The 14638-nt window shown below is 60.8% G+C and carries 13 protein-coding genes; 3 read left to right on the top strand and 10 right to left on the bottom strand.

Annotation, left to right across the window (positions count from 1 at the left end; all coding sequences use genetic code 11):
* Nucleotides 1-5: 5 nt before the first annotated feature.
* The 9 genes from I2E45_RS06620 to I2E45_RS06580 form a co-directional block, all read right to left on the bottom strand.
* Nucleotides 6-2450: a DEAD/DEAH box helicase gene (locus tag I2E45_RS06620; RefSeq protein ID WP_195445149.1), complete on the bottom strand. Its 2445-nt coding sequence runs from the start codon at nucleotides 2448-2450 to the stop codon at nucleotides 6-8.
* Between the two features lie 116 nt (nucleotides 2451-2566).
* Entirely contained in the window at nucleotides 2567-3871 is a 1305-nt protein-coding gene (locus tag I2E45_RS06615) for an ATP-binding protein (protein WP_161115338.1), read from the bottom strand.
* Nucleotides 3864-5624, bottom strand: coding sequence for a TerB N-terminal domain-containing protein (locus I2E45_RS06610; protein ID WP_271742232.1), 1761 nt, complete (start codon nucleotides 5622-5624; stop codon nucleotides 3864-3866). The genes I2E45_RS06615 and I2E45_RS06610 overlap by 8 nt, the downstream gene beginning before the upstream one ends.
* Before the next feature lie 88 nt (nucleotides 5625-5712).
* Entirely contained in the window at nucleotides 5713-6429 is a 717-nt protein-coding gene (locus tag I2E45_RS06605; protein ID WP_195445147.1) for a DUF554 domain-containing protein, read from the bottom strand.
* 118 nt (nucleotides 6430-6547) lie between these two features.
* Nucleotides 6548-7978: a hypothetical protein gene (locus I2E45_RS06600; protein WP_195445144.1), complete on the bottom strand. Its 1431-nt coding sequence runs from the start codon at nucleotides 7976-7978 to the stop codon at nucleotides 6548-6550.
* Nucleotides 7979-7996: 18 nt separating this feature from the next.
* Nucleotides 7997-8278 carry a hypothetical protein gene (locus tag I2E45_RS06595; protein WP_035137055.1) on the bottom strand — a complete coding sequence of 94 codons (282 nt, stop codon included), beginning with the start codon at nucleotides 8276-8278 and terminating at the stop codon, nucleotides 7997-7999.
* Entirely contained in the window at nucleotides 8262-8861 is a 600-nt protein-coding gene (locus I2E45_RS06590) for a hypothetical protein (RefSeq protein WP_035137056.1), read from the bottom strand. The genes I2E45_RS06595 and I2E45_RS06590 overlap by 17 nt, the downstream gene beginning before the upstream one ends.
* 89 nt (nucleotides 8862-8950) lie before the next feature.
* Complete coding sequence (locus I2E45_RS06585; RefSeq protein WP_195445142.1) at nucleotides 8951-9460, bottom strand: hypothetical protein; 510 nt, start codon at nucleotides 9458-9460, stop codon at nucleotides 8951-8953.
* The gene (locus I2E45_RS06580) at nucleotides 9457-9753 is read right to left on the bottom strand and encodes a hypothetical protein (RefSeq protein ID WP_055287150.1); all 297 of its coding nucleotides are present in this window, start codon (nucleotides 9751-9753) and stop codon (nucleotides 9457-9459) included. Before I2E45_RS06580 ends, I2E45_RS06585 begins: the two co-directional genes overlap by 4 nt.
* Nucleotides 9754-10098: 345 nt before the next feature.
* Here I2E45_RS06580 and I2E45_RS10560 point away from each other — a divergent pair, with 345 nt between their 5' ends.
* Genes I2E45_RS10560 through I2E45_RS06565 form a run of 3 tightly spaced genes read left to right on the top strand, consistent with a single transcriptional unit; the run spans nucleotide 10099 to nucleotide 13724 of the window.
* A complete protein-coding gene (locus I2E45_RS10560) occupies nucleotides 10099-11700 on the top strand; it encodes an FAD-binding oxidoreductase (protein ID WP_195445139.1) in 1602 nt (533 codons plus the stop codon).
* Nucleotides 11701-11702: 2 nt separating this feature from the next.
* Nucleotides 11703-12518, top strand: a complete 816-nt coding sequence (locus I2E45_RS06570; protein WP_117769804.1) for an electron transfer flavoprotein subunit beta/FixA family protein — start codon at nucleotides 11703-11705, stop codon at nucleotides 12516-12518.
* A complete protein-coding gene (locus I2E45_RS06565; RefSeq protein ID WP_195445137.1) occupies nucleotides 12519-13724 on the top strand; it encodes an electron transfer flavoprotein subunit alpha in 1206 nt (401 codons plus the stop codon).
* Here I2E45_RS06565 and I2E45_RS06560 read toward each other — a convergent pair.
* Complete coding sequence (locus I2E45_RS06560; RefSeq protein WP_195445135.1) at nucleotides 13721-14533, bottom strand: HD domain-containing protein; 813 nt, start codon at nucleotides 14531-14533, stop codon at nucleotides 13721-13723. The two genes, I2E45_RS06565 and I2E45_RS06560, sit on opposite strands and share 4 nt — an antisense overlap.
* Between the last annotated feature and the right edge of the window lie 105 nt (nucleotides 14534-14638).

Raw genomic sequence — 14638 nt, 5'->3', positions numbered from 1 at the left:
TGGTCTTAGGCGTGGTCGCGCCAGTCGAGAACGCGCTGCTTCATGCCTTCGATGTCGAGCACGCCTTCGGCAAAGCCCTTGCGCACGAGCTCTTCGGGAACAAACTCGTCGTAGCGGTCAAAGTAAGGCACTTCGCCGGGATAGACGAGCTCGATGGGGTCGAAGTCCTTCTCGGCCTCGGCTGCGAGCACCTCAAAGAACGTTTCCTCGTCGGCCTTCATCTTGAACTGCATAAAGTATGGACGCGACGGATCGAGCCCGCGAAGGCCAAGCTCCGCGGCGCATTTAATCTTGAGCATACGCTCGAGCGCCAGAAAGGCGTAGCTTCCCAACCAGGGGAAGAGCACCCAGGTGTCGCCGCCCAGGTTAATGAGCGGCTTGGTACCCGCCCCCGAAATCTCGGCGGTATGACGAGCCTGTGCAAGGCGTGCCCGCGCGTTGCCCATGAGGTACGGATATGCCGCGTGCTCGTTGAGCGCCTTGCGCATGCGCTCGAGTACGTGTGTATTGATGTCACCGGGGCAGTCGCCAAAGTAGGCCGGCACACGACCTTTAACTTGCGTGGCAAAGACGGTGTGTCGCTTCCAGTCCACTTCCTCGACAATCCAGCAGTGCCCGGCTATGGCGATGCGCTCACCGGGCGGTGGAGGATTGACGATCGTGCCCAACTCGGCCGATTCGCTCCGGACGGTAAACTCCTCGTTTTCCTGGAACACGGCGAAGAACTTAAAGTTGTTAATGATGCGCTCGCCCGCGAGACCCACGATGAGCCCACCGCCCTCGGTGACCTGGATGTGGTCGATCTTGATGAGGTGGCGCAGCAGTACGCGATAGTCATCGGCCGAGACGCGGTGGAAATAGCTGAGCGTGAGTACACGCTGAGCAAGCTCGGCCGGCGTGAGCTCGCCGGTGCTGGCGAGCGTCGACATGGTCTGGTGGTAGAGCAGGCTGTAGGGGAGTCGATCGAGCTCGGGCGGCTCGACCCACTTTTCCTCGCGATAGAGTTGTACGAGCGCGATGCCCTGCAGGAGCTTCCACGGGATGGTCTCGGGCATCATCGTGCGCGGCTCGGGCTCTTCCTCGCGCATAACAAACCACATCTCGGGCGGAAGATCGCGGCGTCCCGTGCGGCCCATTCGCTGCAAAAAGGAGCTGACGGTAAACGGCGCATCGATCTGGAACGCACGCTCCAGACGGCCGATATCGATACCGAGCTCCAGCGTAGAGGTGGTGACGGTTGTCTGTGCCTGCTCCTCATCGCGCATGAGTTCCTCGGCCGTCTCGCGCAACGATGCCGAAAGATTGCCGTGATGAATGAGGAAACGGTCGGGCTCGTGCCGGTTCTCGCAGTAGCTACGAAGCATGGAGCACACGGCCTCTGCCTCCTCGCGCGAGTTGGCAAAGACCAGGCACTTGCGGCCGCGCGTATGCTCAAAGATATAGCCCATACCGGGGTCGGCGTTGTCGGGCGCCGTGTCGGTGGGGTTGAGAAGCGCCTGCTCGGTCGCTCGTGGGATGTCGACTTCGCCCTCGGGGGCCGAGGAAGTGCGACGGTCTTTGGGAGCGGCTTTGCCCCGTGCCCGTTCGCGATGTTGACGGCGCTCCTCTTGTGTGAGCTGTCCGCTGTGACGCATGTCTTGGGCGCCGGCGGGCAGTGCCGCGGATGCCGCCGCCTCGATGCGCTCGCACGCAAGCACTTCGGCCTCTTGAGGACCTGTGCCCATGAATCCTCGTTGCTGTGCCTGGGGGCCCGAGTTGTAGAAGTGCTCCATGGAGATGCGCCACACGCGGCGCGGCTCTTCAAAGCGTGGGATAACGCAGTCGCGCCCCGTTCCCTGTGAGAGAAAGGCACCCGTGCGCTCGGGGTCGCCGATGGTGGCCGAAAGGCCAATGCGTCGAGGTTGCACGCCGGCCATGCGCGAGAGTCGCTCGATAAGGCAGAGCGTCTGCCCGCCACGGTCGCCGCGCATGAGCGAGTGGACCTCATCGATGACCACATAGCGCAGGTCGCAAAACATGCGCGGGATCGCCATGTGCTTATGGATTAAGAGCGCCTCGAGTGACTCGGGCGTAATCTGCAAGATGCCGTTCGGTTTTTTGATGAGCTTAGCCTTGTGCGACTGCGAGACATCGCCATGCCAGTGCCAGACAGGGATATCGGCCTCTTCGCACAGGTCATTGAGACGGACGAACTGATCATTGATGAGTGCCTTGAGGGGGCCAATGTAGAGGGCACCAACGCTTGTGGGCGGGTTCTCCCAAAACTCGGTCAGGATGGGAAAGAAGGCCGCTTCGGTTTTGCCGGAAGCTGTGGATGCCGTTAGGAGCACATTGTCTTGTGTGTTAAAGATGGCGTCTGCCGCCGCAACCTGGATAGAGCGCAGGCTCTCCCAATCGTGGGAGTAGATGAAGTCTTGGATAAACGGGGCGTAGCGGTCAAAGGCGTTCACGGGGCCTCCTCTCAAAAACGAATCTCTCAACGCGGCTGGCAACGGCTTGCTGCATTACAGTCTCAACGTTCGCCCAGATAAAACCTGCCAAAATAAACCTGTCCCTTTTTGGCAGGTTAGATGGTGAATTCGGCGAAGTTACGGTCGCCGCCTGCGGTGCCGGTGTCGCCTGTTGCTGCTGCCGGCACCAGCGCGTCGCCGCCGACGCTTTGCAGCAGCTCGGCTACGTTGGCGTCGGGGTTTTGGCATAGGATGTCGAGCAGCTCGATAAAGTCGCGAATGACTTCACGCGGCGTCAGATGTGTGTCGGCTCCCACACGACCGAACTCGATCTTGAGGAAGTCCACCAAGTCGTTCTCGGTAAGCGTGGGCGTCCAGCCAAAGTAGCCGGCGTGAATTTGCATGAGTTTTTCGATCAGCACCAGCAGCTCCTCGTAGGTGAGTGGCTGCAGACGGATGATGGGCGCGAGCATGTCCTTAAGGTCCTCGCGTGCAAAGCGGCCTTGAGCGAGTCGGCTGCGCAGGGCCTCGTAGGAGAACACGCCGCGGCGGCGGTCTTCGATGGAGGTTGGCGTGCCGCCCATGATCATGCCCAGGTACTGCGCCTTGCCCTGGAGTGTGTCGTTGTACATGGTCAGGATCTTCTCGTAGTTGTACTGGCGCGTGATCGCGTTGGGAATCTTATACAGATTCACGAGCTCGTCGATGAGCACCAACATACCCTTGTAGCCGCTGCAGACCAAAAAACGCGCGATGAGCTTAACGTAGTCGTACCAGTCGTCATCGCTGATGATGGTCGAGGAGCCCAGCTCGGCGCGAGCCTCGCTCTTGGTACGGTATTCGCCGCGGATCCATTTGGTCACGCGGCTCATGGCTTCTTCGTCGCCCTCGGATACGGCCGTGCGATAGCGGCGGAGCATGCGGGTGAAGTCGAAGCCGTGGACCATTTCCTCGAGCGGGGCCAGTTGGGCATTGACGACCGACTCGTCGACGTCGGCGTACGAGGCGACCCAGCGATCAAGAATAAGGTTGAGCGCACCGCCCTCGGGGCGCGTCTTGGTCGATATATTGCGTATGAGCTCGCGGTAGGTGGCAAGGCCCTGCCCCTGCCCGCCCTGCAGACGGCGCTCGGGGGATAAGTCTGCATCGGCGACGACGAATCCCTCACCCATGGCGTGCGTGCGGATGGTCTGGAGCAAAAAGCTCTTGCCGGCGCCGTAACGACCGACCAGAAAGCGGAAGCTCGCACCACCGTCGGCGATGAGACTCAGATCGGTGAGCAGGGCGCGGATCTCGACCTCGCGCCCTACGGTAATGTAGGGAAGGCCGATGCGCGGGACCACGCCGCCCTTGAGCGAGTTGAGAATGACGGCAGCGACGCGCTTGGGCACGCGGGGTGCTGCGGATGCGGTATCACTCATGGTCTAGGTATCCTCTCACGTCTGCTTCGTAGTCCTCAATAATCTGCGGCCCTGCCGCGCTAAATTCAATTACGGTGTCGCCCACCAGGTCAAAGAGCGCCTCGTTGATGGTATCGACGAGCATGTCCTCGCTCTGTCCCGAGTGCGCCACTGCCGATGTCGCTTGCGCTGCGTTTTGCTCGAGCAGTGCGCGAAGGAAGGCATCTGCGGCGGGCGCGAGTTCGTTTGTGGCGTCAGCGGGCGCAGCAGCTGCGAACGCGGGCGTCGGCGCGAGAAGCGGTGCCACGACACCAAACTGTTCGGTGGATATGGTCGGCTCGTCGGTCAAGTCCTGCCGAATGGGTGCCACGACCGGTTCGACAATCGCGTCGGTTACGGGCTCGGCTTCCGGTTGCCCTGAGTCCGCTGCCTCGGCTTCTGCGGATGCGTCGTCCTCGCGTTCCTCATCGATCAAAAGCGCTTCGCGCGTTTGCGCGGCGGCGCTCCGAATGTGCCCCAGCTGGCTCAAATCGATATCGATCTTGATGGGCTGGTGTGCGGCGTCCCACGAAAGCCATGCCATGATCTCGTCATCGATGATCTTGGCCAGATATTTGGGGACCTTCTCCTCCTTCAGGGGGTGGGTGGGGTCTAGGGCCAGGCGTAGGCGTTGGTCGCAGGCGCGCATCATCTCACCAAGCTTGCTGCTTTTTTGCCTGCTGCCGTGAATTCGCATGCATTCCCAAAAGCCGTTTTGGCAGCGGTAGATGTGAATGGGGTCCAGGCGATATTCGCAGTCCTCGTGGCGCTCGGGCGCAAAGAATACGGCCGAGGCAAACATGGTGTAGGGCATGGCCGTCTCCTCCCCAAATAAGCTCGCCACGATGTCGGTCTTTCGGTGCGTGTCATAGTAGCGCGCCATACGGACATACACGGCGCACGCCACGTGGCGCAGATCGCGGTGGTGGCTGCGGTCGAGCCGCGAGTTACTTAGGTTGTACGTGGAGAGGGCGTTGATGGCGGCCATGAGTCGCTCCTCGCGCATCTCATCGGGCGGAAGGGGGAGCGTGGGCTCGGAGGTTTTGCGACGCTTAGGGGTCTGGCCGGACGGTGCCGGTGCTGGTACAAGGTCTCGTGCCGCGCGCCGCAGCTCGATAAGGGCGTTATCGAACATGACGGTTTTAGAGTCGCGAAGTAGCTTGGGGTCGAGTCCGTGGAAAACGGCGTAATCCTGCAGCCACACGCGCGCAAACCGGTCGATGCCGGGCTCGAAGGCGCGATAGACATCCCAAAAGGCCTTGATCTTGTTAAAACCTTCGAGCGGATCATCTATGCCAATGCCGCAAATCAGCTCATAGAGATACAGAAAGGCAAAGGATGTAGACGTTTCCTCGACGGTTCCGCGGCGCACTTGGGCACGCCAGGTAAAGTAGCCGCGCAACTGCCGGTCGCTCATGGCATTGTAGGTGGGAAAGTACGACTTAAAGGTGCCGTTGTAGGGACAGTCGTCCTCAAAGTCGGCCATCAGCAAGCCCTGGCGGTAGAAAAGCTCGGCCTCCGATAGCCAGCGGCCCGCGCCGCCCTTGGGGTCATCCTGCCAGCGCGATATCTCGCGCATCTTGCGGTATTGGTCGGGGAGGAAATTCTGCATCTGTCGGCCGGTTTTGAGAATCGGCTCGTCGGCGTAGATTTCGTTTGAGAAGCGGGCGGACTGATGGGTCCGGGCCTCGGCCATAATGCGCTCGATGAGCATCTTGATGTCCTGGTCGGCCACCGCTTCTCCTCTCCTAACGCAGCTTCGGTGACCTCATATCATAGCACAGCATCAAACAGGTGTTCGAGATACTGCTGCGTAGATAGATTTAGAACAGGAGGGCGTAGATGACGGCGATGACGACGGAGGGGAGCATATTGGCTGTGCGGAAGGTCTGAGGACGGATGAGGTTGACGCCGACGCAGAAGATGAGCATGGAGCCTACGAGCGAAAGGCTGTCGAGGGCTGCCGTAGTCATGATGGGGGAGAGTGCGCCGGCAAACAGCGTGATCGTCCCCTGGAACACGGCGACGGGCAGGGCGGAGAAAATGCAGCCGCGGCCAAGCGACGCCGTCATGGTGCAGACGATGATGCAGTCCAATGCGCCTTTCAGGGCAAGCGTTGACCAGTCACCGAGCAGACCGTCCTGGATCGATCCCACAATGGCCATGGCGCCGATACACACGGTGAGTGAAGTCGAGACAAAAGCGTTGGTGAACTCGTTATCGCCCTCGCTGCCGGTTTTGCGCTTGAGCCATTCGCCAAGGTTCTCGATGGCGGCCTCCAAGTTGATGGCCTCGCCGATGAGCGAGCCGAGGGCGAACGAGACGATGAGCATGGTGGTGCCGGTGGTCGCTAGCGCCTTCCCATCGATAAGGAGCATCTTTTGCATGGTGCCGCCAAGGCCGATAAACAGGACGCACAGCCCCGATGCTTTCATGAGCGTGTCTTGGATGCGCGGTGTAATGAAGCGGCCGCCCGCTAATCCCAAAAGACCGTCCGCAACTAAAAGCACAACGTTGATGATTGTTCCCAAGCCCGGCATGAGCCCTCCTGTATTGATGCCAACGTGGCAATCGTAGCAGAACGAAATGCGAGGTACATCGCGACTCATCTAATACGTTATATAAGTGGTATTAGGAATGATGCGCGGCATTTAAGCCTCAGGTGGTTGTCGGGACATAGGGATAGTATTCAAAGCGCAGTGTCATAAGCCGCTGTGGGGATTCAATAGCCGCGGCGATGATATTGGCATCGCGGGCACGATCAAACCCTTCGAGTTCGATCTGATACGAGACGTCTTGCATAATGTCCAGACGTCGCCAGGCCAGGAGTGTGTCGCCATCGAATTCCAAGGTCTTGCCTCCGTCTGGAGCAACGGCGTATAGACGCAGCTTGGCGGTGGTTGCAGGGTCGACAACTGTGACCTTTTTAATTTCGTTTCGAGTATTCTTGGCGCCCAACAAGGTGAGCAGTGTTGGGGCCACGACCTCGCCCGATGGCAAAAAGACGACTTCGATGGATTCAGGAAATGCGATGATAGCCGACTTGCGGACGGGCTGATTGGCGGCGGCAACTTCGATGTTCGCAGCGTCGATGACCTCTGTGTGGTCGAGCGCGGCAAGCACGCAGCAGTTACCTTCATCGATCTCTTGAGGATCAGCAAGCCCCAGACTGTCCGCGAGCTCGGGATCGTTTGGATCGGCAGCGGGCTCATTCGGCGCTTCGAGAGAAGCTGGGACGTTGTTTGTCGGCGACGGCGTGTCGCCCGCACCTGCTTCTTTGTCCGCGCTCTCTTCTTGTATGGTTGCGTTGATGGGTTCGTCGTTTGGGGGGAGCGTCTTGGCGTCAAACGCGGAGGGGAGAATTCCGATGGCTCCGGATCCGTTCCACTCCATTTCGAGAAGCGCCGGGTCGGCAAGAATGCGTTGCCTGCTTTGCGCGTGGGCATCGATTTCAATAGGGCCTGCCTCTATCCCTCGTGTAAGGCTGAGTGATCCGGCTGGCTTCTCGAAATGAGCGTCTGTGTCTTTGGTGCTGACGGCGTAGAACAGCAGGGACGCTTCTCCCGCCGCGATAACATCGGTACCGGCTTTGGTCAGCCGCAACGATGCCGTGAATGAGAGGGTGGGCTGCGCATCGTCTGCATTCGCGGCGGCGCAGCCCAGACATATACCGCCTCCTTTCTCGAAAAATGCACCGTCGAAGGCGACCTTCGCTCCGTTCGCCGAGTCATCGACCGAAGCGATGTCGATGCGCAGCTCTAAATTGCATGGATCGCCATCCGCATCGAGCACAACCGAGCGCCACGTGCAGACGGCGCACCCCGCCTGGGAGCCGTTTGCCTTGTTCGAACGCTTGATATCCACGACTATCGAGCCGTCCGTATTACGACGAAGGCATCCCGAGGTTGAGATCACGGCCTGTGCGATCGAAAAACGCTCGCACGCAATGGCGCTCGACGGATTTGGTGCGGAACTTAGGGCTACTGGTAAGGAGTCTGCCATGACGGGAGTCGCCCAAGCGGCGACAGGCGTTCCGGTTGCGAGCGCGCCGCAGAGTGCGACGACGGGCAAAAGGTTCTTCGATGCCATGGGGTCTCCTTAGCTAATTTAGTGCGGCCTGTCCGTGTTTTGTTTCTGGCTGCGTTTGATGTGCAGACCGAGGCCGGCGGTTCCCGCGCCTGCTGCTGTGGCGCCTGCTGCCAAGAGCCATCGTCTGTCGCCTGTCTGCGCTAACGGTTCCTCGCGGTCGCCGCGGTCGAGCTCCGAGAGGTCGACCGTCACTTGCGTGGCGGCCTGCGCCTGTTCTTGCTGGGCAAAGGCCATGGCTGGCCCAAACGCTAGGATGCTGACGGCGGCGGCCAGGGCGACGGCCTTATGCCGTGTGCGCACCGGGCTCGACCGTCCAGGTGATCGTCGCAACCTGATCGCCTTCGCCGGTTACGCGGAAGATGTCGCGCGTGACGCGGGCGACGTTTCCGCTTGTCTTGAGCTTGATTTTGTCCGTGCCGCCGGCAATGCCCTGGTAGCCCATGTCGAAGGCTGCATTCTTGGAAAGATCGAGGCCCGTCCCTTGCGCGGCGGCGCTGGCGTTCTGGAGCGCGCCGTCGGGGCCGACCTTAAAGTCGATGGAGTTCTGCGCGGTTCCGGCCTTGGCGTCGGCGGCAATGGTCCAGGTGTTCATGGCGTCGATCTTCATGTTGGTGACATGGATGCCGTAGGCCGAATGATTGTCGATGGTGGTCGCGTCTTCTGAGGGGCCCTGAAGCGTGCCGTCGGCCTTGGCGACGAAGGGAATAACCGTCGGAACTTTGAACTCAACGTTGTCGATCTCGGTCCTGACCATTACCTTCGTGGTTCCAACGCGCCCGGCTGCCATAGCTGGCGTCGGGGCGGCGCCCATTGCGAGCGCGAGCGCGAGCCCTGTGCCCACGACGAGCGCTCTGACTCCGTTCATGTTCCTGGTGATGTCCATGGTCGTTCCTTTCTATTCGCCGCGGGCCGTCCCCGCGATGATTGGACGAATGCTGGTGAATTGCATGCGGTGCCGTGTCGGCCGGAAGGCTAGTTCTCGGTTTGCTCAACCCGTACCTTGACACGTGTCGGATTGCCGTGGCTGTCGAGGGTCTTTGCATCGAGTGCCTGGATCTCGATGTACGCCTCGCCTTCTTTGATGTCGCCGGCGGGGCACGTCTCGATTGTCTTGTCGGTCTCGACCACACCGGATTCGTACATGGTCTCGTCGTTTTGGATGACGCGGAATCGCTGGGGAAATTTATTGTCTTGGACGTTTTGCACGTTGACGCGCAGTTTGCCGTCCTCCTGCAGCTGAGCGACCGGCGCGACCGAAATCGTCATCATGTTGTCGCGGACGATGGCGTCGAGCTCATCTTGGATTTCCTGGCGCGTTTTGCCCTCGGCCGTCGTAACCGAAGCGCCCGCCTCGGGTACGGGCTGCGACTGCCAAACGTATAGTCCTACGGCGACAAGGGCACAGACGATGGCCAAGCAGGCAACGATGAGCTTCTTGCGACGACCCAGGCCTGCAAAGTGGGGTGGCTTCTTCGCGCTCATGCGGCATCCTTGGCGGTATAGATGCGCGCAAAGGTGGACGGGTCCGCTCCAAAGAGCATGTGAAGCATCAGACGGCGCGAGTAGACGAGCTCGTCGAAGTCGGGAGGGAGCTCGATGTCGTGGATATGCGCGATGTGGTGGGCGAGCGCCGAGAACGACTCGGGGTCGCAGATCACATCGGTGGTAACGTGGTAGACCGTCGTATCGGGGAATGCCTCTTCGTCGAAAGGCAGGAGATGGGGATCGTCGTCGACTTCGATGGCGATGCCGTACTGGGGCCAGTAATATGCCATGGGAACCTCCCTGCTTCTGGGCCAAAACTTCTATCGGTTTTGGCTGTCGACGCCGACCTTATCAGCCGCTACTTGACCAATTTCTGACCAAATGCTTGACGGATTGGCGTCTCCGCAGGTAAAAGGCGGCAAAAAATACTCCAACTTTTTTCGAGCGACAATCGCGCGGTCGGCGACGGCGGGGCCATATGTGTCAAAAGCATCGTCTGCCGAGGAAATCAAGCCGCTCGCCGAATTGCACGAACGTAAAAAACGCCAATTATGGAGACGGTCTCGAACACGTCGACGAAACGATGCGGTAACATCTCCCTGCAAACACTGTAGTTAGCTAAAGGGGGAGTTCGCGTGTCTGCAACCATCAAACCCTTCACCGACGAGTTCGAAGAGTATGGCCGCGATGAATCTCGCGCATCGGGCGAGGCCTCGAGCATCTCGTTTCCGACAACGGAAAACGAGGTCCGTGCCATTTTGGAAAAGCTCCATGCCGAGCGTGTTCCGGTAACGGTTCAGGGCGCCCGAACCGGCCTTGCCGCCGGCGCCGTGCCCCACGGCGGGCATATCCTCAATACTTCCCGTATGAATCGCTATTTGGGCCTTCGCCGCGATGAACAAGGCCAATTTCTGCTGCGCGTGGAGCCGGGCGTTGTGCTCTCGGAGCTGCGCAAGCAGCTGAGCAAGAAGGTGCTGCCGACCGCTGGTTGGGACCAGGCATCGCTTGAGGCCTACGAGGAGTTCCAAGAGGCTCCCGAGCAGTTCTTTCCCACCGATCCCACCGAGGCGTCTGCCTGTCTGGGCGGCATGGCGGCATGTAACGCCTCCGGTGCCCGCAGCTACGCCTACGGCCCCATGCGCCCACATATCACGGGACTCCACGTCGTGCTGGCTGATGGCGATTTGCTTGAGCTTCGGCGCGGCGAGGCTTTTGCCCAGGGCCGCCACCTGTCGCTCGTGACGGCAGCGGGCCGTACACTCGAGCTCGATCTTCCCGGCTATACCATGCCCAAGACAAAAAATGCTTCGGGCTATTTCGTTGCTGACGATATGGATGCCATCGATCTGTTTATCGGTGCGTGTGGCACAATCGGTGTCATCACCGAACTCGAGATTGCCCTGCAGGTGGCACCCGCGGTCGTTTGGGGCGTGAGCTGCTTCTTCGACAGCGAAGACAAGGCCGTGTCCTTCACCGATTCTGTGCGTCCCGTCCTGTCCCATGCGGCTGCCATCGAGTACTTCGATGCTGGCGCCCTGGATATCCTGCGTCGTCAGCGTGAGCAGTCGACGGCGTTTGCCTCGCTGCCTGCGCTCGACAAAGACGCCAAGGTCTGTGTCTACGTGGAGCTCGACTGCGACGACGAAGCCCAGGCGACTGAGGAGCTGTATCACTTGGGGTGGGTACTGGAGCTTGCGGGCGGCAGTGGCGATGCGACATGGGTCGCGCGCACCGAGGTCGATCGCGAGTGTCAGCGATTCTTCCGCCATGCGGTGCCCGAGAGCGTCAACATGCTCATCGACGAGCGCCGCCGCATGGATCCCACCATCACCAAACTGGGTTCGGACATGTCGGTGCCCAACGCGCACTTGGCCGATGTTATCGCCCTCTATCGCCGCACGCTGGCGGAAAGTGGGCTTGAATCTGCCGCCTGGGGGCATATCGGTAACAACCATCTGCATGTGAACATTCTGCCGCGCGATGCACAGGATTATCGCCGCGGCGCAGAACTCTTTGCCCAGTGGGCTTCCGAGGTCACGGCCATGGGCGGTGCCGTCTCCGCAGAACACGGCGTCGGCAAGATCAAGGCGGGCTTCTTGGAGACGATGTACGGTCACGAGGCCATGGTCGAGTCGGCGCGGCTCAAGCTCCAGCTCGATCCTGCCGGGCAGCTGGGTCGCGGTAACCTGTTTTCGGAGAAGCTCTTGGATGAGCTCGTCCAGAAAGGGGGCGCGTGAAGATGAGCGATTTCCATATGGTGGTGTGCGTCAAGGCCGTGCCGGGCAGCACTGAGGTCAAGATGGACCCCAAGACCAATACCATCGTGCGCGATGGCAAGCAGGCGGTCATTAATCCCTTTGATGCGAGCGCTTTGGAATGCGCGCTGGCGCTGAAGGACGACTTTATCGGCTTTGGCATGGATGTGCGCGTGACGGTGGTGTCGATGGGCATCCCCGCGACCGAGTCGCTGCTGCGCGACTGCATCGCTCGAGGCGCCGACGATGCGCTGCTGCTGACCGATCGCGCCTTTGCAGGTGCCGATACCCTGGCAACCACCTATGCCCTCAAGTGCGGCATCGAGGCGCTCGACGAGGACTTCGACCTGCTCATCTGCGGCAAGATGGCGGTGGATGGCGATACGGCCCAGATTGGTCCCGAGCTTGCCGGTGCCTTTGATATTCCCTGCGTGACCGACGTGAGCTGCGTGCAGAGCGCGGGCTTTACGACCTGTGGCTCGCTGGCGCTCGTTCACGGATGCGATGCCGGCGAGGAGACGGTGTACCTTGAGATGCCGTGCGCGATGACGACTGCCAAGGAGATTGGCCAGTTGCGTATGCCGAGTATTGCCGGTATTCGCGCGGCGGAGGAGGCGGACGTGCGCGTGGTCAGTGCCGCCGACGTGAACGCCGACCCCGCGCGTTGCGGTCTTGCCGGGTCGCCGACACAGGTCGTGCGCTCGTTTGTGCCCGACCGTGACCAAACGTGCGAGGCCGTTGAGGGGACGGCGTCCGAGCAGGCGGCAAAGCTTGCCAAGATTATCGAGGGGATGGCATAGATGAGCGGACTGATTATCGATAGCGAAGCCTGTATCGGCTGCGGTCGCTGCGTTCGCGCCTGTGCCTCGGGCGGCATCGTAGTGGAAGGCGAGCGACCCAACCGATGCGCCCGCGTAACTGACGGCTGCATCCTATGCGGTGGGTGCGTCGACGCCTGCCCCGTCAATGCTATCTCGATCGAGCGTGACGAGGCCGCTGGTGCGGTGGACCTTGATGCATATCGAGACATTTGGGTCTTCGTGCAGACTGACGAGCACGATGCCGTGGCTCCCGTGGCCTACGAGCTCATGGGCAAGGGGCGCGAGCTTGCCGATGCTCGCGGCTGCCGTCTGGTGGCACTGGTCGGCATGAGCCCCGAGGGCTCGCTTGGGGACCTGGAGCATCTGGTTTGCGCGGGCGCCGACGAAGTCCTGGCCTGTCGCGACGAGCGCCTGCGCCAAAACGATGCGGAGGTCTACGCCCGCTTGATCTGCGATTTGGCAGCCGAACGCAAACCCGAGGCCATCCTATATGGTGCAACCGCTTTTGGTCGCGAACTGGCACCCGGCGTTGCCGTGCGTTCGCAGACGGGTCTTACGGCCGACTGCACCGTGCTTTCGATGGATGCGGAGTCGGGCCTACTGCAGCAGACGCGCCCGGCGTTTGGCGGCAACTTGATGGCCACCATTATCTGCCCCAATCATCGTCCCCAGATGGCAACGGTGCGTCCCGGCATCTTTGGAGCGCCCGAGTTTGATTACGGCCGCTCTGGCACGATTACCCAGGTATCGCTGGCGGATGATGTTAAGGCCCGCGTCAATATCTCGATTCCAGCCGAGGAGTGGGGGCAGCAGGCATCAATTGCCGATGCCGAGCGCCTGGTCGTGGTGGGCCGCGGCATTGGCTCCAAGAAGAATCTGCCTCTGATGCGAAAGCTCGCCGATGCGCTGGGTGCCGAGCTTGGTTGCACGCGTCCCGTCGTGGAGGCGGGTTGGCTGGAGTACCGCCACCAGATTGGCCAGACCGGCGTGTCGGTTTCGCCTAAGCTCCTCGTGAGCATCGGCGTTTCGGGTGCTATCCAGCACCTAGCCGGCATCGGCGGCGCGGAGTGCATCATCGCCGTCAACGAGGACCCGGATGCTCCCATCTTTGGCGCTGCGCAGTACAAAGTTGTCGGCGACGCCGTCGAAGTCGTCGAGGAGCTCCTGGCCCAGCTCGAGCGCTAGGCGCGCGCCAGCCAGTCGCGCATCTCGTCCTTTAAGCGCTCCCAGGTCGCTTGCGTGGCGGGATCGGTAAAGGGCCGCACGATACCAAAGGGCGCGTCGAGCAGGCGGTAGATATCGCCCTGCTTGCGCGCCAGCGCGCGGCTTGCGGGATAGACGAGCTCAAACATAAAGCAGATGAGCCCCACCAAGTAGTCGGCCGGCTCATCGCGTTCGTCGCGTGCGACGCAGCGGTGTTCGTCAAAGGCGGCAAGCGTCGGTACCGAGAAGTGGCTGGTAAGAAATGTATCCTCATCAACCTTGAGGATGGTGTCGACGGTGCTGTCGGCGATGGTGCGCATAATGTCGATCTTGTCGCCATCGCACACGATATCGCAGAAGCTCCGCGTGCGCTCGTCGAGCTGCGCGGATAGACGGAAATCGCTGTGATAGGCAATGCTCGCTCGGATGAGCTCATCTTCTGCCGGGTCATCTATAAAGTCGCGGATGCTCGTTACGGCGGGTGCATCGGCGGGATTCTCGCCAAAGAGGACCTCGATGCCCAGCGCCGCATGGCTCATGCTCTCGACGTCCTTAAAGGTGTCCCAGCGTCGCAGCTGCTCAAAGCGGCCCATATCGTGTAGCAGGCCGCAAAGCCATGCCAGGTCAATATCTTCTGACGACCAGCCCTGCTCGCGCGCTACGGCATCGCATGCCTCGGCCACGTGGTACGTATGCTCGATTTTGAGCGCGATGCGTGGGTTGGTGGCGTCGTAGGCATCGGTGTAGCTTTTGAAGGCCGCGCGCGCCCGGTCTCGATCGATAGCTGTCATAATGACTTCCTAAAAAGTTGTGTCTTTCGATCCGGTGGCAATTGTAGGTGAACTCGGTTGCTGTCGGATGTTGATTCTGCCGTATCGCTACATGCGGCTCGGAGA

The organism is Collinsella aerofaciens (genome assembly GCF_015555045.1).
GTDB lineage: Bacteria > Actinomycetota > Coriobacteriia > Coriobacteriales > Coriobacteriaceae > Collinsella > Collinsella aerofaciens_W.
This window is presented reverse-complemented; position numbering and strand designations above follow the sequence as displayed.

What these genes read in the sequence shown, in the direction of transcription:
- I2E45_RS06560 (WP_195445135.1), bottom strand. Translation starts at nt 14,533, where the DNA reads ATGACAGCTATCGATCGAGACCGGGCGCGCGCGGCCTTCAAAAGCTAC.
- I2E45_RS06615 (WP_161115338.1), bottom strand. Translation starts at nt 3,871, where the DNA reads ATGAGTGATACCGCATCCGCAGCACCCCGCGTGCCCAAGCGCGTCGCT.
- I2E45_RS06585 (WP_195445142.1), bottom strand. Translation starts at nt 9,460, where the DNA reads ATGAGCGCGAAGAAGCCACCCCACTTTGCAGGCCTGGGTCGTCGCAAG.
- I2E45_RS06570 (WP_117769804.1), top strand. Translation starts at nt 11,703, where the DNA reads ATGAGCGATTTCCATATGGTGGTGTGCGTCAAGGCCGTGCCGGGCAGC.
- I2E45_RS06605 (WP_195445147.1), bottom strand. Translation starts at nt 6,429, where the DNA reads ATGCCGGGCTTGGGAACAATCATCAACGTTGTGCTTTTAGTTGCGGAC.
- I2E45_RS06580 (WP_055287150.1), bottom strand. Translation starts at nt 9,753, where the DNA reads ATGGCATATTACTGGCCCCAGTACGGCATCGCCATCGAAGTCGACGAC.
- I2E45_RS06600 (WP_195445144.1), bottom strand. Translation starts at nt 7,978, where the DNA reads ATGGCATCGAAGAACCTTTTGCCCGTCGTCGCACTCTGCGGCGCGCTC.
- I2E45_RS06565 (WP_195445137.1), top strand. Translation starts at nt 12,519, where the DNA reads ATGAGCGGACTGATTATCGATAGCGAAGCCTGTATCGGCTGCGGTCGC.
- I2E45_RS06590 (WP_035137056.1), bottom strand. Translation starts at nt 8,861, where the DNA reads ATGGACATCACCAGGAACATGAACGGAGTCAGAGCGCTCGTCGTGGGC.